Source organism: Caballeronia insecticola (assembly GCF_000402035.1).
Classification (GTDB): Bacteria; Pseudomonadota; Gammaproteobacteria; order Burkholderiales; family Burkholderiaceae; genus Caballeronia; species Caballeronia insecticola.
On record NC_021289.1, the window covers coordinates 39,269 to 58,089 of the forward strand.

The 18,821-nt window shown below is 66.0% G+C and carries 21 protein-coding genes; 9 read left to right on the forward strand and 12 right to left on the reverse strand.

The features are described 5' to 3' along the window. Position 1 precedes the first annotated feature (1 nt). The 5 genes from BRPE64_RS24880 (at position 2) to BRPE64_RS24900 (ending at position 5,601) form a co-directional block, all read left to right on the forward strand. Positions 2-1,897, forward strand: a complete 1,896-nt coding sequence (locus BRPE64_RS24880) for a TRAP transporter large permease (protein ID WP_016347687.1) — start codon at positions 2-4, stop codon at positions 1,895-1,897. A 19-nt stretch (positions 1,898-1,916) separates the two neighbouring features. Beyond that, positions 1,917-2,957: a LacI family DNA-binding transcriptional regulator gene (locus BRPE64_RS24885; RefSeq protein ID WP_016347688.1), complete on the forward strand. Its 1,041-nt coding sequence runs from the start codon at positions 1,917-1,919 to the stop codon at positions 2,955-2,957. Positions 2,958-2,996: 39 nt separating this feature from the next. Then, complete coding sequence (locus BRPE64_RS24890) at positions 2,997-4,004, forward strand: NAD(P)-dependent oxidoreductase (protein WP_016347689.1); 1,008 nt, start codon at positions 2,997-2,999, stop codon at positions 4,002-4,004. Beyond that, the gene (locus BRPE64_RS24895; protein ID WP_016347690.1) at positions 4,001-4,816 is read left to right on the forward strand and encodes an amidohydrolase family protein; all 816 of its coding nucleotides are present in this window, start codon (positions 4,001-4,003) and stop codon (positions 4,814-4,816) included. The genes BRPE64_RS24890 and BRPE64_RS24895 overlap by 4 nt, the downstream gene beginning before the upstream one ends. Before the next feature lie 83 nt (positions 4,817-4,899). Continuing rightward, positions 4,900-5,601 carry an SDR family NAD(P)-dependent oxidoreductase gene (locus BRPE64_RS24900; RefSeq protein WP_044043225.1) on the forward strand — a complete coding sequence of 234 codons (702 nt, stop codon included), beginning with the start codon at positions 4,900-4,902 and terminating at the stop codon, positions 5,599-5,601. Between the two features lie 3 nt (positions 5,602-5,604). Here BRPE64_RS24900 and BRPE64_RS24905 read toward each other — a convergent pair whose 3' ends face one another. The 10 genes from BRPE64_RS24905 to BRPE64_RS24950 form a co-directional block, all read right to left on the reverse strand. Then, a complete protein-coding gene (locus tag BRPE64_RS24905) occupies positions 5,605-6,648 on the reverse strand; it encodes a GGDEF domain-containing protein (protein ID WP_016347692.1) in 1,044 nt (347 codons plus the stop codon). 301 nt (positions 6,649-6,949) lie between these two features. Then, on the reverse strand, positions 6,950-8,161 hold the full coding sequence (locus tag BRPE64_RS24910) for a class I SAM-dependent methyltransferase (protein ID WP_016347693.1): 1,212 nt from the start codon (positions 8,159-8,161) through the stop codon (positions 6,950-6,952). Next, positions 8,158-8,928, reverse strand: coding sequence for a DUF1365 domain-containing protein (locus BRPE64_RS24915; RefSeq protein WP_016347694.1), 771 nt, complete (start codon positions 8,926-8,928; stop codon positions 8,158-8,160). Before BRPE64_RS24915 ends, BRPE64_RS24910 begins: the two co-directional genes overlap by 4 nt. Beyond that, a complete protein-coding gene (locus BRPE64_RS24920) occupies positions 8,925-10,208 on the reverse strand; it encodes an NAD(P)/FAD-dependent oxidoreductase (RefSeq protein WP_016347695.1) in 1,284 nt (427 codons plus the stop codon). Before BRPE64_RS24920 ends, BRPE64_RS24915 begins: the two co-directional genes overlap by 4 nt. A gap of 109 nt (positions 10,209-10,317) precedes the next feature. Then, entirely contained in the window at positions 10,318-10,908 is a 591-nt protein-coding gene (locus BRPE64_RS24925; protein WP_016347696.1) for a lipocalin family protein, read from the reverse strand. Further along, positions 10,905-11,954, reverse strand: coding sequence for an SAM-dependent methyltransferase (locus tag BRPE64_RS24930; protein ID WP_232519344.1), 1,050 nt, complete (start codon positions 11,952-11,954; stop codon positions 10,905-10,907). The genes BRPE64_RS24925 and BRPE64_RS24930 overlap by 4 nt, the downstream gene beginning before the upstream one ends. Before the next feature lie 59 nt (positions 11,955-12,013). Continuing rightward, entirely contained in the window at positions 12,014-12,793 is a 780-nt protein-coding gene (locus tag BRPE64_RS24935) for a DUF1295 domain-containing protein (protein ID WP_016347698.1), read from the reverse strand. A 117-nt stretch (positions 12,794-12,910) separates the two neighbouring features. Next, positions 12,911-13,645 (reverse strand): anti-sigma factor, encoded by a 735-nt coding sequence (locus tag BRPE64_RS24940; protein WP_016347699.1) that lies wholly within the window; start codon positions 13,643-13,645, stop codon positions 12,911-12,913. Further along, on the reverse strand, positions 13,642-14,247 hold the full coding sequence (locus BRPE64_RS24945; RefSeq protein WP_016347700.1) for a sigma-70 family RNA polymerase sigma factor: 606 nt from the start codon (positions 14,245-14,247) through the stop codon (positions 13,642-13,644). The genes BRPE64_RS24940 and BRPE64_RS24945 overlap by 4 nt, the downstream gene beginning before the upstream one ends. A gap of 157 nt (positions 14,248-14,404) precedes the next feature. Beyond that, positions 14,405-14,848 carry an SET domain-containing protein gene (locus BRPE64_RS24950; protein WP_016347701.1) on the reverse strand — a complete coding sequence of 148 codons (444 nt, stop codon included), beginning with the start codon at positions 14,846-14,848 and terminating at the stop codon, positions 14,405-14,407. 142 nt (positions 14,849-14,990) lie between these two features. On the opposite strand from BRPE64_RS24950, the gene BRPE64_RS33060 reads away from it, so the two are divergent. After that, positions 14,991-15,143 carry a hypothetical protein gene (locus tag BRPE64_RS33060; RefSeq protein WP_016347702.1) on the forward strand — a complete coding sequence of 51 codons (153 nt, stop codon included), beginning with the start codon at positions 14,991-14,993 and terminating at the stop codon, positions 15,141-15,143. Here the strand turns inward: BRPE64_RS33060 and BRPE64_RS24960 are convergent. Then, positions 15,140-15,427, reverse strand: coding sequence for a hypothetical protein (locus BRPE64_RS24960; RefSeq protein WP_051180548.1), 288 nt, complete (start codon positions 15,425-15,427; stop codon positions 15,140-15,142). The two genes, BRPE64_RS33060 and BRPE64_RS24960, sit on opposite strands and share 4 nt — an antisense overlap. A gap of 127 nt (positions 15,428-15,554) precedes the next feature. On the opposite strand from BRPE64_RS24960, the gene BRPE64_RS24965 reads away from it, so the two are divergent. The 3 genes from BRPE64_RS24965 to BRPE64_RS24975 all read left to right on the forward strand — a co-directional run bounded on the left by BRPE64_RS24965 (position 15,555) and on the right by BRPE64_RS24975 (position 17,857). Continuing rightward, the gene (locus BRPE64_RS24965; RefSeq protein WP_016347704.1) at positions 15,555-16,943 is read left to right on the forward strand and encodes an FAD-binding oxidoreductase; all 1,389 of its coding nucleotides are present in this window, start codon (positions 15,555-15,557) and stop codon (positions 16,941-16,943) included. 171 nt (positions 16,944-17,114) lie between these two features. Further along, complete coding sequence (locus BRPE64_RS24970; protein ID WP_016347706.1) at positions 17,115-17,405, forward strand: hypothetical protein; 291 nt, start codon at positions 17,115-17,117, stop codon at positions 17,403-17,405. Positions 17,406-17,518: 113 nt separating this feature from the next. Continuing rightward, the gene (locus BRPE64_RS24975) at positions 17,519-17,857 is read left to right on the forward strand and encodes a cupin domain-containing protein (protein WP_016347707.1); all 339 of its coding nucleotides are present in this window, start codon (positions 17,519-17,521) and stop codon (positions 17,855-17,857) included. Here BRPE64_RS24975 and BRPE64_RS24980 read toward each other — a convergent pair. Next, positions 17,854-18,768 carry a LysR family transcriptional regulator gene (locus BRPE64_RS24980; RefSeq protein WP_016347708.1) on the reverse strand — a complete coding sequence of 305 codons (915 nt, stop codon included), beginning with the start codon at positions 18,766-18,768 and terminating at the stop codon, positions 17,854-17,856. The genes BRPE64_RS24975 and BRPE64_RS24980 overlap by 4 nt on opposite strands. Positions 18,769-18,821: the final 53 nt, after the last annotated feature.

Sequence of the window (18,821 nt, forward strand, 5' to 3'; positions counted from 1 at the left end):
CATGACCACCTTTTCCGCGACTCCCGGACCCGAAGCGTCACTCGCCGCGCCGGGCTTCGGCCGGGACACTGCGCTTGCGCGCGGCCTGGCCGTCCTCATGCACTGGATCGAATATCTGTGCGCGGCCGTGCTCGCGGCCGATGTGATCGTGGTGTTCGTCTCCGTCGTCTATCGCTATTTTCTGCACGATCCCGTCGACTGGGCCGAGGAAGTCGCCCGCGCATTGATGATCGTGCTCGTGTTCTTCGGCGCGGCGACCGTGCTCGGGCGCAGTCAGCACGTTGGCGTCGATCTGTTTCGCGGCGCGCTGCCCGCGCGCTGGCAGCCCGCGCTCGTGCATGCGGGACACTGGATCATCGCGGGCGTCGCGGGCAATCTGTGCGTGTCGTCGTGCCTGCTGCTCGTCGATTCGTACGGCCAGATGACGCCGAGCGGCCTGCCCGCGTGGATCAACGTTTATCCGCTCGTCGCGGGCGGCGTGTTCATGGCGGTGTTTGCGCTCGCCAATGCGCTCAACGGACCGCGCAAGACCGTGCTCGGCACGCTGCTCGGATGCGCGCTGCTCGCTGCGGCGCTGTTCGCATGGAACGCCTTCGTGCCCGCGCACGCGGTGAAGCCGGGCTTTCTGCTGGCGGCGGGCTTCGTGCTCGGGCTGGTGCTCGGCGTGCCGATCGGCTTCGTGCTCGCTTTCTCGGCGCTGCTGTATTTCCTCGCGGAGCCGTCGCTGCCGCTGCTCGTCTACTCGCAACAAGTCATGGCCGGCACCGATCACTTCGTGCTGCTGGCCATTCCGTTCTTCGTGCTCGCCGGGCTGCTGATGGAGAGCAACGGCATGTCGTCGCGGCTGATCGAACTGTTGCTGCGCATGTTCGGACGCGTGCGCGGCGGCCTCGGCCTCATCACCATCCTGGCGACGGCGTTCTTCTCCGGCGTATCAGGCTCGAAGCTCGCGGATATCGCGGCGGTCGGCGGCGTCGTGATGCCCGCCGTGCGCCAGAGCCGCCAGGACCCGAACGAGGCCGCGGCGCTGCTCGCCTGCAGCGCGGTGATGGCGGAAACCATTCCGCCGTGCGTGAACATGATCATCATGGGCTTCGTCGCGAATATCTCGATCGCCGGGTTGTTTCTCGCGGGCGTCGTGCCGGCGGCGGTGCTGGCGCTCGCGCTCGCGGTCGTCGCGGTGATTTTCGGCAAGCGTATCGATATCGCCACGGCGCTCACGAATCCGCGCGCCTGGCTGCCGTTGCTCGGCGGCGCGCTCGTCGCGCTCGTGATGATCACGATGATCGGCAAGGGCGTGACCTCGGGCATCGCGACATCGACGGAAGTGTCCGCGTTCGCCGTGGTCTATGCGCTCGTCGTCGGCTGGCTCGCGTTCCGCGAACTCACGCCGAAGTCGGTGGCGCGCGTGTTCGTGCGCTCGGCGTCGATGGCGAGCAGCATTCTGTTCATTGTCGCGGCGGCGTCGAGCGTGTCGTTCGCATTGACCATCGAGCAGATTCCCGCGCTCGTCTCCGACGCGATGATTGCCTTCGCGCACCAGTACGGCCCGACGATGTTCCTGCTGCTCTCCGTGCTCATCATGATCGTGTTCGGCGCGGTGCTCGAAGGCGCGCCCGCGCTGATCATCTTCGGGCCGCTGCTCACGCCGATCGCGACGCAGCTCGGCATCAATCCGCTGCATTTCGGCACCGTGATTGTCGTCGCAATGGGGCTCGGGCTGTTCGCGCCGCCCGTCGGTCTCGGACTGTTCGCCACCTGCGCGATCACCGGCACCGACATGAAAGCCGTCGCGCGCCCGATGATGAAATATCTGGTGGTGCTGTGCGTCGCGCTTGTGGTACTCATTCTCGTGCCATCGTTTTCTCTGTGGCTGCCGACCCGGCTCGGCCTGTAGCCGGATGTTGAACCCCGTTATGAGCACCATTCAGGACGTCGCCCGCCACGCCGGCGTTTCCGTCAGCACCGTGTCGAACGTGCTCAACGGCCGCACGGACCAGATGCGCCAGGAAACGCTGGCGCGCGTGCAGGCCGCGATGAGCGCGCTGCAATACCGCCCGAGCACGCTCGCGCGGCAGCTCAAGACCGGCCAGACGCCGCTCGTGGGGCTGCTCGTGCCGTCGATCGCCAATCCGATGTACGGGTATATCGCCCGCGAAGTCGAGACCTACGCGCAGGAGCGTTACGGGTATCGCGTGCTGATCGGCAACACGTATCGCGATCCGGCGAAGGAAGCGTCGTTCTTCGAGGATCTGCTCGCGCACGGCGTGCGGCGCGTGATCGTGATTTCGTCGCTTGCGGACGAACGCCATCTCGAAACCGCCGCCGAGCGCGGCATGGTCGTCGTGAGCTACGACCGGCGCGCGAACGAAGGCGAAACGACGCGCGTCGATCACGTCACGCCGGACAACTTCGAGGCCGCGCGCATCGCGACGCGCCATCTGATTTCGCGCGGCCACACGCGGCTCGGCTACGCGACGCTCGCGGGCCTCACGCTCTCGCGCCGCGACAAGATTCGCGGTTTTCTTGCGGCGGCGGAGGAAGCGGGTTTGTCGGCGGATGCGCGCGTGCTCGACAGCGGTCCGGTGAACGAATACGGCGATTCGATGATCGCCGAAAACGGCCGCGCGCTCGCCCGCCAGCTTGCGAGCGACGCGAACCGGCCGACCGGCATCGTCGCGGTGAACGATCTGATGGCGCTCGGCCTGATGGCCGGCTTGCGCGAATCGGGTTTGCGCGTGCCGGAGGATGTGTCGGTCGTCGGCATGGACGGACACTTTCTCGCGGCGATTTCGAATCCGGCGCTCACGACCGTGCAGCTTCCCGTCCCGGCGATGGCCGCCGCGATGGTTGAACGCGCGATGCGCCCGAGCGATCAGGCGCTGCCCGATCCGCAGCAGGCGCTGTTCACGGATATCACGCTCGTCGAGCGCGAATCCGTCGCACCGCCGCCGTGAAGCGACCACTTTAGCCATCCAGCAATTCAGGACCAGGACATGAACAAGGTATTCGTCAGCCATCCACGACACATGCTGGAGCATTACTTCGGCGCGCGCGCGGCCGACGCGCTCAACGCGATCGCCGATGTCACCTTCAACGCCGAGTGCCGCGAACTGACGACCGCCGAACTCGCCGCCGCAGCGAGCGACGCCGACGTGATCATCGGCTATCGGCAAACGCCCGCGCCGCGCGCGCTGTTCGCCGCGCTGCCGAAGCTGGCGGCGTTCGTGCGCTGCGCGGTGGATATCCGCACCGTCGATGTCGACGCCGCGAGCGAGCACGGCGTGCTGGTGACGCAGGCGAGCGCGGGCTTCGTGGCGTCGGTGGCCGAATGGACGATCGGCGCGATGCTCGATCTTGCCCGCTCGACGACTCTCTATGCGGAGGCGTATCACCAGCGCGGCGCGCCCGTGCCGCGCATGGGCCGCGAGCTGCGCGGCGCGACGCTCGGCGTGATCGGCTACGGGCAGATTTCGCGCTATCTGTGCGATCTGGCGCTCGCCTTCGGCATGCGCGTGATCGTGTCCGATCCGTACGCGAAGATCGAAGACCGGCGCGTGCATCCGTGCGACTTCGACACGCTGCTCGCCGACGCCGATTTCGTCGTGTGTCTCGCGCCCGCCAACGCGCAGACGCACAACCTCATGAACGCGAACGCCTTCGCCGCGATGAAGCCGGGCGCGTATTTCGTCAATGCGGCGCGGGGCGAACTCGTCGACGATGCCGCGCTCCTCGCCGCACTCGATAGCGGACATCTGGCCGGCTGCGCGCTCGATGTCGGACGCGCGCCGGATCAGATGCCGTCGCCCGCGCTCGCGCTGCATCCGCGCGTGATCGCGACGCCGCATGTCGGCGGCCTGACGCCCGCGGCGATCGAGCATCAGTCGCTGGAAACCGTCGCGCAGACGGACGCGCTCTTCCACGGCCGCATGCCGCAGGGCGCCGTGAACGCGCCGCATGCGACGCGCCTCGCGCGCTTCGACGTTCCGGCGCACACGCAATGAAGCGCCTTCCGTCCGGCGCGTGCGATTGCCACATCCACGTCTACGAAGAAGGCTATGCGCTTGCGCCGAGCGCCACTTTCGTGTCGCCGCCCGCGCCCGCCGACGCTTACCGCGAGGTGCAGCGCGCGCTCGGACTTTCGCGCGTGATCGTCGTGCAGCCGACGGGCTACGGCTTCGACAACCGCTGCACGCTCGCCGCGATCGAACGGCTGGGCGAGGGCGCGCGCGGCATCGCGGTCGTGCCGCCGGACGTGAGCGATGCCGAACTGCAACGCCTGCACGACGCGGGCATTCGCGGCGTGCGCTTCATGATGCTGCCCGGCGGGCTGCTGCCGTGGGATTGCCTGAGCGAGATGGCCGCGCGCATTGCGCCGTTCGGCTGGAACATCAATCTTCAGCTCGATGGCCTGACGCTGCCGCAGCATGAACCGCTGCTCGCGCGCTTGCCCGCGAAGCTCGTGATCGACCATATCGGCAAGTTTCTCGGGCCGGTCACGACCGAGAGCGCCGCGTTCGCGTCGTTGTGCCGTCTGCTCGACGGGCCGCGCTGCTGGATCAAGCTGTCCGCGCCCTACGAGAGTTCGCGCACCGGGCCGCCCGCTTACGACGACATCGCGCCGCTCGTGCGCACGCTCGCCGCGCGCTATCCGGACCGCGCGTTGTGGGCATCGAACTGGCCGCATCCGAACGTCACGCCGACGCCCGACGATGCCGCGATGCTCGACTGGATGACGCGCCGCGTCGACAGCGATGTCACGCTGCACAAGATCCTCGCCGACAATCCCGCCGAACTCTATTTCCAGCCGGCCTGACTCGCGGCGGCGCGCGTTCCGTCCTATGCTTGTTCTGGCGACATCGAACGGAATCGAACGGAATCGAACGGAGCGAGCAGGCAATGAATAGTCTGGAAGGAAAGATCGTCGCCATTACGGGCGGCTTTGGCAGTCTGGGGCTCGGCACGGCGCGCGTGCTCGCCGAACGCGGCGCGCGCATCGCGCTGATCGGACGCAGCGACAAGACCGGAACCTTGCCCGCGCCGCTTGCCGATGCGTGCATCGTCACCGGCATCGATCTGGCGGATGCGCTGGCCGCGCAACGCGCCATCGATACGATCGTACAGCGCACCGGCGGCCTGCATGCGCTCGTCAACGTGGCGGGCGCGTTCAGTTGGGAGACGATCGGCGACGGCAGCGTCGACACCTGGCAGTCGATGTTCGACGTCAACGTGAAAACCGCGCTCAACGCATCGAAGGCGGCGCTCGGGCCGTTGAGCGCGGGCGCGGGCGGACGCATCGTCAATGTCGGTGCGCTGGCCGCGCTGAAGGCGGGCGCGGGAATGGGCGCGTATGCGGCGTCGAAGGCGGCGCTGATGCGCCTGACCGAAGCGCTCGCCGAAGAACTGAAAGACAAAGGCGTGACGGTCAACGCGGTGTTGCCGTCGATCATCGATACCGCGCCGAATCGCCGCGACATGCCCGACGCCGATTTCGCCCGCTGGGTGAAGCCCGAGGAACTCGGCGCGGTGATCGCCTTCCTGCTGTCGCCGGATGCGCAATGCATCACGGGCGCATCGATTCCGGTGACGGGGCGGGTTTAAACGCTACCGCGACTGCGCCTTGAAGCCTTCGCCCTGCATGCCCGCGCGATCCACGGCGGCAATGCGGTTGCGGCCGTTATCCTTGGCCTGATAGAGCTGCGCGTCGGTCAGGTTGATGAAGGTCGTCACGTCCATGCGGTCGCCCGCCACGATGGTGCCGACGCCGAAGCTCGCCGTCACCTGCTGGTTATGCGGCGAGCGCACGTGCGCGATGCCTTCGTCGGCGATCAGCGCGCGGCAGCGTTCCGCAGTGCGCATGGCGCTCTCGGCGTCCGTGTCGGCGAGAATCAGCGCGAATTCCTCGCCGCCGAAGCGTCCGAGGAAATGCTCGTCGCCGGCCGCGCGGGCCAGCACGCGCGCGATGCGCTTCAGGCATTCGTCGCCTTGCAGATGGCCGTAATAATCGTTGTACGACTTGAAGAAATCGATGTCGATCATGACGAGCGAAAGCGGCTTGCCCGACGCCTTCGCGGCGTCCCATTCGCGCGACATCACGTCGTCGAAACGGCGGCGGTTGCCGACGCCCGTCAGGCTGTCGCTGAACGACAGGCGTTCCAGTTCCTTCTGCAACTGCGCGAGCTTTTCCTCGGTGCGCTTGCGCTCGCTGATGTCGAACATGAAGCCGATGAGCGCTTCCACGTCGCCATTCGCCTTGCGCACGACGTGCACGACATCGCGCAGCCACACGTAGCCGCCGTCGCGCGTCAGCGCCCGATAGTCGGCTTCGTGATCCGTTCCCGCCTGCGACTGCGCGACGCAGAAGTTGACCACGGCTTCGCGATCGTCCGGATGCATGCGCGCGGCCCAGTCGTTCACGTCTTTCCACGACGACGGTTCCCAGCCGAGCAGCGCTTCGATCTGCGGACCGATATAGGCGAACGCCATCGTCGCCCAGTCGATCTTCCAGGGAATCGCCTTGGTGGATTCGAGCAGCGTCCGGTAGACGGCGTGATCGTCCTCGCCGAGCGCGCGTTCGGCCGGCGCGAGGGTGTCTTCGTGGCGCAGGAAAGCGGCCTGGAGCGGGCTGTCGGAGGAATGGGCGTTCATCGTGTCGGTAATCGCTGCCTGTTGGCGGTTGCGTGCGTTATCAAGTTGTTATCGGCAGCGCGCGCGGCATTCTGAAGGGTGACATCGATCAATAAACGCGACCCGAAAGCTCGGTTTCGGAGTTTACTGGTGTTAAACGCGGCTATAAGTGCCTATGCTTCGCGGCGTAGCTTGATCGCTACATTAGGTGGTCTCGAACTTTGCCCCGACTCCGTCGGGGCTCTTTTTTTTCCGCCTTCCTTTGCTCGATTCGTTTGCTTCGATTGTTTGCTTCGATTCGTTTGCTTCGGTATTCGAAATATCAGGCGTCGTTCGTTACGACGAAATGCATGACGTCCGTGCGCGCTTCGTCGAAACCCGCTTCGCAATAAGCCAGATACAGGCGCCACGTGCGCACGAAAGTTTCGTCGAAGCCTTGTGCGCGAACCGCATCGATTTTGGCCTCGAATGCGCGGCTCCAGTGCCGCAGCGTGCTTGCGTAGTCCGCGCCGAAGGAAAGCGTCGCGCGGGCGTCGAGTCCTGCGCGTTGCGCCGCGCGTATGAAGCGCTCCGGGCTCGGCAGCATGCCGCCCGGAAAAATGTATTCGCGAATGAAATCGCTCGCCGCGCGATACGCGGGAAAATGCGCATCGGCAATGGTGATCGACTGAACCAGCGCCTGCGCGCCCGGCTTCAGGCAGCGCCGCAGCGTGTGGAAATACGTCTGCCAGAAGCGCTCGCCGACCGCCTCGAACATTTCGATCGACACAATCGCGTCGTACTGGCCGTGCAAGTCGCGATAATCCTGCAATTCGATATCGACGAAACCGTCAAGCCCTTCGCGCTTCATGCGCTCGACGGCGAACGCGTGCTGCGCCGGCGAAATCGTCACGCCGTGCACGCGAATGCCGCGCCGCGCCGCATGGCGCGCGAAACCACCCCAGCCGCAGCCGATCTCCAGCACGCGCATGCCGGCGCGCAGTCCGAGCGTATCGACGATGCGCCGATACTTCCGCTCCTGCGCGGCTTCGAGCGTGAGGCTGGCGTCGCCGTCGAAGCAGGCGGCGGAATAGGTCCACGTCGGATCGAGCCAGAGCGCGTAGAAGTCGTTGCCGATGTCGTAATGCGCGTGAATGTTGCGGCGGCTGCCCGCGCGCGTGTTGAGCCGCAGCCGATGCCGCAGGTTGTGCCAGCATTGCGCCGCAAAGCCGCCCGCGACGGTGCGTTGCAGCGCGGCCTCGTTGCGCATGGCGAGCCGCAGCAGCGCGCACGGATCGGGCGTATCGAGCCAATGCGCGCGGTACGCCTGCGCAAAGCCGATATCGCCCGCGCGCAGAATCGCACGGCAGGCGCGCCAGTCGTGAATGACGAGACGCGCGGCGGGCTGCATCAGCGGATCGCCGAACACGCAGCGGTCGCCGTCCGGCATGACGAGCACGAGATGCCCGGTGCGAATGCGGCGCAACAGGCCGAGAAAAAGCCGCGCGGACAGCGGCAGCGCGGCTTGCGCGGAGAACGAGCGCAGCAGATTCATGGTCGGGCCCCGTCGTTGGTTTCGTTGTTGGCTGGCGGACGCTTGCCGTGGAAAGGCACGCGCTTCATCCACAAGCGCAGCGCCTGCCAGTGAATCCGCACGATGACGTTCGCGGCAAGCAGCGGCTGGCGCGAGAGCGTGCGCCACGCGAGCGCGCCGGTGAGCGGCCGCGCGACGAGACCGAGCGCCGTGCGAATCAGCAGGCCGTCGCCGTCGCGATAATCGATTGATACGAAGACATGCTCGCCGCGTCGCCGCACGCGAAACGCGTAGTCGCCGGTGACATCGCAGAAGGGCGAAACGTGCAGCGTCTTGCGGCAGATGAGCACGGTGTCGCCGTCGATAGGCGCGTGCTCCGGCGCGCTCAGCAAATAGCCGCGACGCTCGCCGAAGGTGTTGCGCACATCGGCGTAAAGCGCGCGCAACGCGCCCGCGCGATCGTGGCAGAACCAGAAGCTCACCGGATTGAACGCGTAACCGAAGATGCGCGGAATGGTCAGCAGATGGATCGCGCCATCGGCGGGAATGTGCGCTTCGGCGAGACGCGCGCGCATCCAGTGGTCGAGATCGCTGCCGTCGCGCGCGCCGTAATCGCGCGTGTGGAGCGCGAGCGGGCGCAAACAGTCGATACCGAACCACGCGCTTCGCAACGCATCGAGCCGCGCGACATCGCAGTACAGATAGCTCACCGGATATTCGAAGCGATGCCGCGCCGGACGCAGCCGCTCGTGCATCACACGGCCGGTCAGCCATTGCGCGCGTGTCATGGCTGCGCCCACGCCGGCTCGACGCCGAAATCGCGCGCAACCCGCAACGCCGATTTCAAACCGTCTTCGTGAAAGCCATAGCCGGTCCACGCGCCCGCGTGCCACGTCCGGCGTGCGCCCTGAATGCGCGGCAAATGCGCTTGCGCATCGATGGCGGCGAGGTCGAGCAGTGGATGCTCGTACTCGTAGCGGCCGAGTTCCGTGCCGGGCGCGGGGTCATCGACGGGATTGAGCGTCACGATCACCGGCGTCGCGAAGGGCAGCGGCTGAAGCTGATTGAGCAGATAGCTCACGCAAACCGGCCCGGGCCGATCGCGCGCGCCGATGTAATTCCACGCCGACCACACGCGCGGCCGTCGCGGCAGCAGCGCGCGATCCGTATGCAGCGACGCGACGTTGCGCTGATAGCGCACCGCGCCGAGCAGCGCGCGTTCGTCGGCGGTGGCGTCGTCGAGCAGACGCAGGCTCGTCGGCGCGTGCGTGGCGAACACGACGGCATCGAAACGCTCGGGACCGGCATCGGTCATGACGGTGACGCCATCCGCATCGCGCCGCACGCCTCGCACGGGCGCGCGCAGGCGCACATCGTCGAGCGTGGCCGCGATGCGCCGCACGTACTCGCGCGCGCCGCCCGCCACGGTCTTCCACGGCGGCCGCTGATTCACCTGCAACAGCGCGTGATTGAGGCAGAAGCGCAGGAACGTCGCGGCGGGAAAGCGCAGGACGTCGCTGGCGGCGCTCGACCAGATGGCCGCGGCCATCGGCAATAGATAGTGGCGCTGAAACGGCGCGCCGTATCCGCCTTCGACGAGCAGTTCGCCGACCGAGCAACGGTTCACGCTCGCCGCTTCGAGATGACCTTGCGCCGACGCGTTGAAGCGCAGAATGTCGCGCAACATGCCGATGAACGTCGGCGAGAAAAGATGGCGCCGCTGCGCGAACACGGTGTTGAGATTCGTCCCCGCCCACTCGAAACGGCCGCCGTCGAGCGAGACGGAAAACGTCATGTCGCTGCGATGCGTGGTCACGCCCAGTTCGTCGAACAGCGCGACGAGGTTCGGATAGGTGCGGTCGTTGAAGACGAGAAAGCCCGTATCGACGGGATGCCGCACGCCATCGAGTTCGACATCGACGGTATGCGCATGACCGCCGAGATAATCGGCTGCTTCGAAAAGCGTCACGCGATGCGCGCGCGAAAGCAAATACGCGCTCGCGAGACCGGCGATTCCCGCGCCGATCACCGCAATGCGCTGACTCTCCCCTGCTACCGATGCGTTCATGCCGGGTGGTCTCCTCACGCCAAATGGTCTCCTCGCGCCGGGTGGACGTGGTCGTTTAAAACGATACGAGGCAGATGCGCGCCCGGATGCAGGCGCGCGACTCGCGGCTTCAGTTGCCCGGGCTCTGGAAGCCGGGCAAGCCGATCTGCTCGGGCGATTGCGGCACGCGCCGGAAACGCGCGGTGTCATAGCCCATCGCGTCCAGGCGGCCGAGCATCGAGCGATAGACGTCGTCGCTCATGGTCGGCTCGCGCGAAAAGATCCAGCCGAGCTTCTTGTTCGGATAGCCGAGAATCGTGTAGCGATAGTCCGGATCGACGTACAGCGTGAGCTGCGTCACACGGACCGGCCAGAACGGCTGCACGCTCCATTCGCCGCCCTGGCTATCCGGCTTCACGGTATCGACGAAATGATGCGTGGTCTCCGCCTGCTCGAAACCGTTCTTGCGGCCGTGGAAGACGTCGTCGATCTTGCCGTCCGGACGCAGCGACCACTCCACGTGCGTGCCGACATAATCGCGCTCGGCGAAATACGGAATGTTCGCGATGACGTACCAGCGCCCCATGTAACGCGGAATATCGACGGGCACGGTCGTAAGCGGCTGATCCGCGCGCGGATTCGGATTGGGCGGGCTGGAACACGCCGCCATCGCCACGACGACACCGGCCGCCGCCAACGCAACAACAAGCGCGCGCTTCATGATGCCGCTCCCGTCGAACGCTTCTCGAACAGATAATGCGCAACGCCCCATTCGCCGCCGCGCGCGTAGCCGAAGAGTTCGGCCACGGCCATGTAAAACATGCGCCACCGCTGGAACCAGATCGCGGCGGCGTCGCCGTAGACATCGCGCAGCATCGGCATGATGCGTTCGCGTGCGGCATCGAGCGAGGCAAGCCATTGGTTCGCGGTGCGCGCGTAGTGGGAACCCGCGAGCCACCATTGACCCGTCACGCGCAGATCGTCCTGAAAGTGCAGCAGTAAAGGCGCGGACGGCATCGTGCCGCCGGTGAAGAAATAACGCGACATCCAGTCGCTGCCGTCGCGCGATGTGAAGTGATACGCGAGCGTCTTGTGCGCGAAGAGGTGGACAAAAAGTCGTCCGTCGTCGGCAAGCCAATGCGCGAGTTTCGCGAGCAGCAGGCCGTAGTTCTTCATGTGCTCGAACATTTCGATCGAGAGGATGCGATCGAAGGCGGCGGCGTCGCGCGGGAAATCGAAACTGACGATATCGCCCGTCACGACGTGCAGATTCTGCAATCCGCGTTCGCGTGCGCGTGCCTCGATGAACGCGCGCTGTCCATGCGAGTTCGACAGCGCGACCACCTGCGCGCGCGGGTAACGCGCGGCCATCCATAACGCGAGCGAGCCCCAGCCGCAGCCGAGATCGAGAATGCGCTGGCCGTCGGCGAGTTGCGCGCGCTCGGCATAGAGTTCGAGCATCGCGAGTTCGGCTTGCGCGAGCGTTTCGTCGCCGCGCGGATATAAGCCGCACGAGTACTTCAGACACGGCCCGAGATGCGCCTCGAAGAACGCATCCGGCAACTCGTAGTGCTGCGCGTTGGCGGCTTGCGTGTCGATGGCGATCGGGCTTGCGCGCAGTTCCGCGACAAAGCCGTCGATGTCGTGCGCATGTTCGTCGGCGAGACGTCGGCGCAGCAGCGCGCGCATGCCGAAGCGCATGAGCGCATCGGGCACGACACCGCGCTCGCACGCGCGAATCAGCGGGCTTTCGTCGAGCGCGGGCATATCGGCGGGCAAACCGGGCGTGGCGCGGGCGGTGACGTTCATCGTGTTGGTTCTCTGGTTCATGTGCGTTTCGGCGGCCACGGGATCAGGACGCTCGTCGTGCGCATGTAGTCGCGATAGCCGTCGCGCGTGTCGGCGAGACGCGCTTCGAGAATCGGAATGCCCGATACCTTCAACAGCAGCCATGCCATCAGCAGCGGCGGCGCGAGCGTGGCCCAGGCCCACGGCAGTCCGATCGACAGGACCGTGTATGCCACCCAGTGCACGCATTCGAAGAAGTAATTCGGATGTCGCGAATAGCGCCACAAGCCATCGCGGCACACTTGCCCGCGATGCGCGGGATTCGCGGCGAAGTGTTTCAACTGCCGATCGGCGACGGCTTCTCCCGAGACCGCGGCGATCCATATCGCGATGGCCGCGGCGACGTTCATCGCGCTTGCGCTTTCCTGTGCGTACGCGGGCACAAGAAACGCGACGGCGAGCAACATCGAGATGACGGCCTGCAACTGGAAGAACCAGAACATGTTGCGCGCGGCGTGCGTGCCCCAGCGTTCGCGAAACGCGTGATAGCGCGGGTCTTCTAGCTTGCCGTGATTACGCCGCCACAGATGCAGCGCGAGCCGCGCGCCCCACAGCGCGCCGCCCGCCGCGACGCACACGCGATTGAGCGCCGCGCCCGTGCCGCACGCGCCGATGAAAAGCGCGAGCGCGCCGAGCGTGGCGGCCCAGACCGGATCGACCATGCCGGCGTTTTGCGTGCGTAGCTGCCAGAGCCACACAACGGAAAACACCAGCACGAGACCGGCGACAACGATAAAAAGCGTGAAGATGACGGGCATGAAGGCTCCGTGAACCTGTGTTCACAGAGCAATACGGATGCCGCGTCCAGGCGGATGCAGCGTGAGGAGGGCGAACGAAAACTGGACGATGCCTTGCGCGCTCGCCCCGGCGATGAATCAGGTCGCGTGCATCGGGCCGGTGGCGAGCACCGGACCGGTCGGCGCACCCGTCGGCGAACCGCCGCTCGGTTCATCCGACACGGCGAGTACGGCCTGCGCCGTCATTTGCGCGAGGATTTGCGGCGGCAGCGACATCGTCGCGGGTTGGTTGGACGCGAACACGCCGAGCGGAATCGGCTTCGCGTTCGGCGGGATGAGCCACAGTTCCGTCGTGCGATCCGCGGGCATCGACAGAAGCGCGACAGGCACGACGACCATGGTTCCGCGACGTACGTCGACGGTTGCGGTCCAGTGCGCGGCGCCGTCCTTGCGGGAGATTGTCGCGACGAGATAGTCGCTCGGCACGGCCGCCGTGGTCGGCGCTTGCGGCGCTTGCCGCGTGCCGATGAAGTTCACGCCGAGCAGGACAAGCGCGGCAACGCTCGCGCCCATCGTCAGCCAGCGCCACAGGCTCAGGCTGTCCCACCAGTTCTTGCGGGCGGCGGTGCCCGGCTGCGCCGACATGAAGCCCAGATCGCGGCGGATACGCGTCCAGACGCGCTCGGGCGGCGCGACGGCGCGAATGTCTTCGGCGAGCGGCGCAAACCTGCGCTGCCACGCTTCCAGCGTGCGCTCCAGGGCGGCGTCGCGCGAGACGGCCGCCTCGAACGCCTGGCGCTCCTGCGCATCCAGCACGCCGAGGGCGTACTCGGCGCAGCGCAGATCGTCTTCGTCGCGGTTGGGCGTGTTCATTGTTCGAGGCACGTCTTGAGTTGCATGAGGCTGCGGCGAATCCAGCTCTTCATGGTGCCAAGCGGTACCGCGAGCCGCTGCGCCAGTTCGCTATACGTGGTCCCCGTGAAGAAGGCCTCGCGAATCGCGCGCTTTTGCTGCGGTTCGAGCCGGTCCATACAATCTTCGAGCCGCCGCCGTTCTTCGCTCGATTCGGCTGCGGCGGCGGGCGTGGGTGCGTCGTCGGCGATGTCGGGCGCTTCGTCGTCGCCGAAGAGTTCCTCGCGATGCTGGCGCAGGCGGTCGATCGTACGATTGCGCCCGAGCGTGATGAGCCAGGTGATCGCGCTGCCGCGCGTGGGGTCGAAGGAATCGGCGCGCCGCCATGCGCTCGCGTAGACCTCCTGCAGAATGTCTTCGGCCTCGCCGCGATCGTGCATCATGCGCACGATCACGCCGAACACGCGTCCCGACGTCTCCCGATACAACTGCGCGAACGCCTGCTCGCTGCCCGTGGCGACGTCGATAAGCAAACGGTTCACGCGCTCGCGGCGCAGACGGTCGGCGTCGTCGGAGGCGTTTGCGTCGAAATTTCCTGTGCTGCCGGAGGTAGTGTCCGTCATGGGCAGAATGAGTCGGGCTGCGCTTCGGGCTGGGTATGTCGCGCAATATAACATTGCGCTCGGCCGTTGGATCGCTGTCTTCATGACGATGTCGATTGCTTCGCGGGGCGACGCTTCAATCGATCATACGGACGGCGGGGGCGCAGGGATGCAGAACTTACTTCCGCCCCGACAGCATCGTGCCGCGGCACCCTTTCGCGAGACAGCGGCACGCGTAAAGCTGTTTGATGGCGGCAGTGCGCCGGCCATCGACAGTCAGCCGATAGTCGATGAACAGTTCCTGCCCCACGCCGATCGGCCGGATCGCGCGGATGAACACGCGTTCGCCGTCCTGCTCCGCCTCGCAGTTCGGCGCGCAACTGTGATTGAGCCAGCGCGCGGAGTTGCCGCCGCGCGCACCGTCGATGACGCTGCCGTCGTCGAGGCCGAAGAAGAACGTGTGACCGTCCTCGGCGGCCGAGCGTGCATGGGCGCGCTGCGCTTCTCGCCACGACAGACGCGCGCCCTTGTATTCGAGCAGCAGGGCGCCCGGCGGAAGATCGGCGAGAGCGAATACGCCCCGGCCATGAACGGGCGATGTCCGGACAGTGATTCGACGCATGGTGTGGCGGCCCGCAGTAATGACAAGAGAGATTTGAGGGAAGACGCCGGCATCGTTATGATGTGGCCGTCATAAATCGCCGTCACTCCCAATGTCCGCAGTTTCTCCCCGCAAGAGTGTTAAGCGCAAGCCGTCACGCGGCATGCTTGCGCGATATCGCAACAGGATCGTCGAAGTGCTCGGGGAGGCGCGCGGCCAGCGCGTGATGATACGGTCCATTCACGACGATGGCGTCGAGCGCCGCACCGCAGTGAAGTGGATCAATCTGCTGCCTGTCGATGCGGAGTTGTTCTAGCTTCGCACCAACCCTCGCGCCTGTTCGAGCAGCGCGGCGGCGGCCAGAAACTCGTGGCGGCCGGCCATCGTGAGCGCGGCCATTGCGGTGTCGCGGAACAGTTCGTCGTCGGATATACGCGGCACGACCGCTTCGCTCGATTGGCCGAAGCGCGCCCGCAGCAAGCGAAAGAACGCCAGCATGTCGAACGCCTGCGCGCGCTGCGCTTGCGGCGCGCCGGACGCAATCAGCTCCGCCGCGCCCGTCAACTGGGCAATGGCCTGGTCATAGTCTGAGGGCTGCATGGTCGTCTCCGGTGTCTTTGAGTCGCGTCGCGAAACACATCCGTGATTCTCGCCGGTTTTGGGTCAAACTATCGCATTGAACCCGAAGCATTGAACCCGAACCCGAAAGACACAACGGAGACGACGCATGGCGGCAAATGAAGCGGTAATGGCATTGCGTGAAGCGCTCGGCGCGCAGGTCGTGGCGCTGCCCGACGAATTCGGCGAGCGGCGTGTCGCGGACTGGAGCGGCATGCCGGGCGCGACGCCCGTCGCGATCATTCGTCCGCGCACGACCGACGAGGCCGCGCAGGCGCTCGCGATCTGCTCGCAATACAAGCAGCCGGTGGTTACGCAAGGCGGCCTGACCGGGCTCGTCGGCGGCGCGAATCTGCTCGGCGGCGAAGTGGCGCTGAGTCTGGATCGGATGAACCGCATCATCGAAATCGATGAAGTGTCGGCCACCATGACGGTCGAAGCCGGCACGCCGCTGCAAACCGTTCAGGAGGCGGCGAGCGCGGCCGGCTTCTATTTTCCGCTCGATCTCGGCGCGCGCGGGAGCTGTTCCATCGGCGGGAATCTCGCGACGAACGCGGGCGGCAATCGCGTCATCAAGTACGGCATGATGCGCGATCAGGTGCTCGGCGTCGAAGCGGTGCTGGCGAGCGGCGAGATCGTCGGCGGGCTGAACAAGATGATCAAGAACAACAGCGGCTACGACTTGCGGCATTTGCTGATCGGTAGCGAAGGCACGCTCGCGGTCATCACGCGCGTCGTGCTTCGGTTGCGCCCGAAGCCCACGGCGACCGCCACCGCATGGTGCGGCCTGCCGGATTTCGCCGCCGTCACGACCTTGCTCACGCGCGCGCAGGCGAGTCTCGCGCCGGGCGTCTCCGCGTTCGAAGTGATGTGGGCGGGCTATCACGATACGGTCATCGCCAATCTGAAGAATCTGCGCGCGCCGCTGGCCGAGCCGCATCCGTTTTACGTGCTGCTGGAAAGCGTCGGCACGGACCCCGCGCGGCACGGCGAAGCGTTCGAGGAATTTCTCGGCGGCATGCTGGAGGCGGGCGTCGTGAGCGATGCGGCGATCGCGTCGTCAGAAGCGCACGCGCGCGATTTCTGGGCGATCCGCGATGCGCCCGGCGAGTACGAGCGCTTCATCCCGAATTACGCCGCCTACGACGTGAGCTTTTCCATCGCGCAAGTGGGCGACGCGGCGCAGCAATGCGAAGCGCGTCTGCGCGCGCGCTGGCCGAACGCGATCGTAATGACCTACGGCCACCTGGGCGACGGCAATATTCACATCGTCGTGGACATTCCCGAGCGCGGCAAGCAGGACCACGACGATGTCGACCGCGTCATTTATGACGTCACGCGCGAGTTCGAAGGATCGATTTCGGCGGAGCACGGCATCGGCACGAAGAAGCGCGACTATCTGCATCTCGTGCGGCGCGCGGCCGATATCGCTTCCATGCGCGCGATCAAGGCCGCGCTCGATCCGCACGGGCTGCTCAATCCGGGAAAGGTGTTTTAGCGTCGGTTACGCGGATGGCGGTGAACTGGCTGTGCGTGGCGCACATTTTAGGCGCGCGATTGAATCCGGCTCTTTCCGCGCGCCCGCGCGTTCTCATTTTTCGCTCATTTTCCCGTCGCAGAATGTCTTCATCGACAAACCGACACTGAGCGACACTGAGGAGACGGAAAAATGAAAGCGATCAGACACCTGATGTTGGCCGCCAAACTGAGCTTTGGCCTTGTGACGGTCGCGCAGGCGCATCCGTTCATCGGCGTGGGGATTCTGGGCGGGCCGGTGTTTCCGGTCTCATCCAGCGCACAGAGCGCGCCGCCGCTGCCGGTCTATGCGCGCGCAACCGACTCCGGCCCCGCGCCGCTGCCGCCCGAAGCGCCGCCGGTGCGGTACGCGGAACCGGCTATCGGCAATATCGCGGCGATCATGGGCCGCGCGAATGCGGTGAATGTGCAGAGCGGCGTTTGAACATTGCGTGCGTTGGCAATCGCGCTCACATACGCGCTAAAAACATTCGTTTGTCGCACATGGCGCGCGGCGCTAGGCTGAATGGCTCGACGTCAAAAGAATCTCGCACGCCAATGACCGACACCATCGACTACGCCGCCATCGCCGATGCCGCCCGCGACGGCTACATGAACCGCGTCATCGCAACCGTCAACGATCACGACGTGCATATCAGCGTGATGGACGCGCCTTACCGGTGGCACTTTCACCCGAACTCCGACGAGACTTTCGTGGCCGTCGAAGGCACGCTGGTGATCGAGTTCGAGGAAGGCGCCGTCGAATTGCGCGCCGGGCAATTGCTGACCGTGCCCGCCGGAAAGCCGCACGCCACGCGGCCGGGCGGCGCGCGATCGGTGAATCTGACCTTCGAGAAGAAAGACGCCGAAACGGTGTTCTGCGACGCGCCGTCCTAACTGGCCAAACGCGGAGCCGCGCGCGCTTCCAGATGCTCGACCAGCCGCTGCGCCGGGGGCTGCAACGCAGCGAAATCCCTGAAGCAGACGACGAAGCGCCGTTCCGCGAAGTCATCCGACAGCGGGATCGCCTCGATGCCGAGCGCCTGCCGATACGTCCCCGCCACTTCCAGCGGCACGACGCTGATACCCAGCCCCGCCGCGACCACGCGAAACGCCGCGTCGAAGCTCGACACGATCACGCGATACGACATCGTGTTGCCCGCCTGCGCGGCGGCGCGCTGCAGCATCGTATGCACGGCGGTGGCGGGCGGCAGGCCGACATGCTCGAACGCGAGCGATTCCTCGAAGCTTACCGAGCGCCGCCCCGCGAACGGATGATCCGCGGGCACCGCGAGTCCGAGCCGGTCACGACGATAAGCGCGATGCTGCAATCCGCGCAGATCGACGCTGTCCCAGCACACGCCGATCGACGCCACGCCTTCGCGCAACTGCCTCACGAGATCGTGCGATAGCCGCTCTTCGACATCGACCTTGATGTTCTGATTGGCGGGCTCGCGCATGAACGACGCGATGTCGTCGAGCAATGCCTCTGCAATCGCCGACGCCGACGCGCAGATGCTCACGCGTCCCTTCAGCCCGCCGCCGAACGCGGCGACGTCGCTGGCGATGCGCTCCATCGTGAACAGCACGCTGCGCGCATGTTCGAGCAGCGCGATGCCCGCGGGCGTCGGCTCCACGCCGCGTCGCGAGCGCGACAGCAGCGGCACGCCGAGCGCCGTTTCGAGCTGCGCGATGCGCTTGCTGATTGCCGACGGCTCGATATGCGACTCCTGCGCCGCCCGCGCGATGTTCTGATGCTCGCAGACGGTCACGAACAGACGCAGGGTTTTCAGATCGATATCGCGCATGAAGGTTCGTCATTCATCTGACATTCCGAACGGGAAGCATGGACCTTCCAAAA

Excerpts from the sequence above, each read along its gene's own strand:
- BRPE64_RS24900 (WP_044043225.1), top strand. The coding sequence starts at position 4,900 with ATGAATAGTCTGGAAGGAAAGATCGTCGCCATTACGGGCGGCTTTGGC.
- BRPE64_RS24970 (WP_016347706.1), top strand. The coding sequence starts at position 17,115 with ATGAAAGCGATCAGACACCTGATGTTGGCCGCCAAACTGAGCTTTGGC.
- BRPE64_RS24920 (WP_016347695.1), bottom strand. The coding sequence starts at position 10,208 with ATGAACGCATCGGTAGCAGGGGAGAGTCAGCGCATTGCGGTGATCGGC.
- BRPE64_RS24930 (WP_232519344.1), bottom strand. The coding sequence starts at position 11,954 with ATGCCCGCGCTCGACGAAAGCCCGCTGATTCGCGCGTGCGAGCGCGGT.
- BRPE64_RS24980 (WP_016347708.1), bottom strand. The coding sequence starts at position 18,768 with ATGCGCGATATCGATCTGAAAACCCTGCGTCTGTTCGTGACCGTCTGC.
- BRPE64_RS33060 (WP_016347702.1), top strand. The coding sequence starts at position 14,991 with ATGCTTGCGCGATATCGCAACAGGATCGTCGAAGTGCTCGGGGAGGCG.
- BRPE64_RS24885 (WP_016347688.1), top strand. The coding sequence starts at position 1,917 with ATGAGCACCATTCAGGACGTCGCCCGCCACGCCGGCGTTTCCGTCAGC.
- BRPE64_RS24905 (WP_016347692.1), bottom strand. The coding sequence starts at position 6,648 with ATGAACGCCCATTCCTCCGACAGCCCGCTCCAGGCCGCTTTCCTGCGC.
- BRPE64_RS24960 (WP_051180548.1), bottom strand. The coding sequence starts at position 15,427 with ATGCAGCCCTCAGACTATGACCAGGCCATTGCCCAGTTGACGGGCGCG.
- BRPE64_RS24910 (WP_016347693.1), bottom strand. The coding sequence starts at position 8,161 with ATGAATCTGCTGCGCTCGTTCTCCGCGCAAGCCGCGCTGCCGCTGTCC.
- BRPE64_RS24895 (WP_016347690.1), top strand. The coding sequence starts at position 4,001 with ATGAAGCGCCTTCCGTCCGGCGCGTGCGATTGCCACATCCACGTCTAC.
- BRPE64_RS24945 (WP_016347700.1), bottom strand. The coding sequence starts at position 14,247 with ATGACGGACACTACCTCCGGCAGCACAGGAAATTTCGACGCAAACGCC.
- BRPE64_RS24880 (WP_016347687.1), top strand. The coding sequence starts at position 2 with ATGACCACCTTTTCCGCGACTCCCGGACCCGAAGCGTCACTCGCCGCG.
- BRPE64_RS24915 (WP_016347694.1), bottom strand. The coding sequence starts at position 8,928 with ATGACACGCGCGCAATGGCTGACCGGCCGTGTGATGCACGAGCGGCTG.
- BRPE64_RS24950 (WP_016347701.1), bottom strand. The coding sequence starts at position 14,848 with ATGCGTCGAATCACTGTCCGGACATCGCCCGTTCATGGCCGGGGCGTA.
- BRPE64_RS24935 (WP_016347698.1), bottom strand. The coding sequence starts at position 12,793 with ATGCCCGTCATCTTCACGCTTTTTATCGTTGTCGCCGGTCTCGTGCTG.
- BRPE64_RS24940 (WP_016347699.1), bottom strand. The coding sequence starts at position 13,645 with ATGAACACGCCCAACCGCGACGAAGACGATCTGCGCTGCGCCGAGTAC.
- BRPE64_RS24975 (WP_016347707.1), top strand. The coding sequence starts at position 17,519 with ATGACCGACACCATCGACTACGCCGCCATCGCCGATGCCGCCCGCGAC.
- BRPE64_RS24965 (WP_016347704.1), top strand. The coding sequence starts at position 15,555 with ATGGCGGCAAATGAAGCGGTAATGGCATTGCGTGAAGCGCTCGGCGCG.
- BRPE64_RS24890 (WP_016347689.1), top strand. The coding sequence starts at position 2,997 with ATGAACAAGGTATTCGTCAGCCATCCACGACACATGCTGGAGCATTAC.
- BRPE64_RS24925 (WP_016347696.1), bottom strand. The coding sequence starts at position 10,908 with ATGAAGCGCGCGCTTGTTGTTGCGTTGGCGGCGGCCGGTGTCGTCGTG.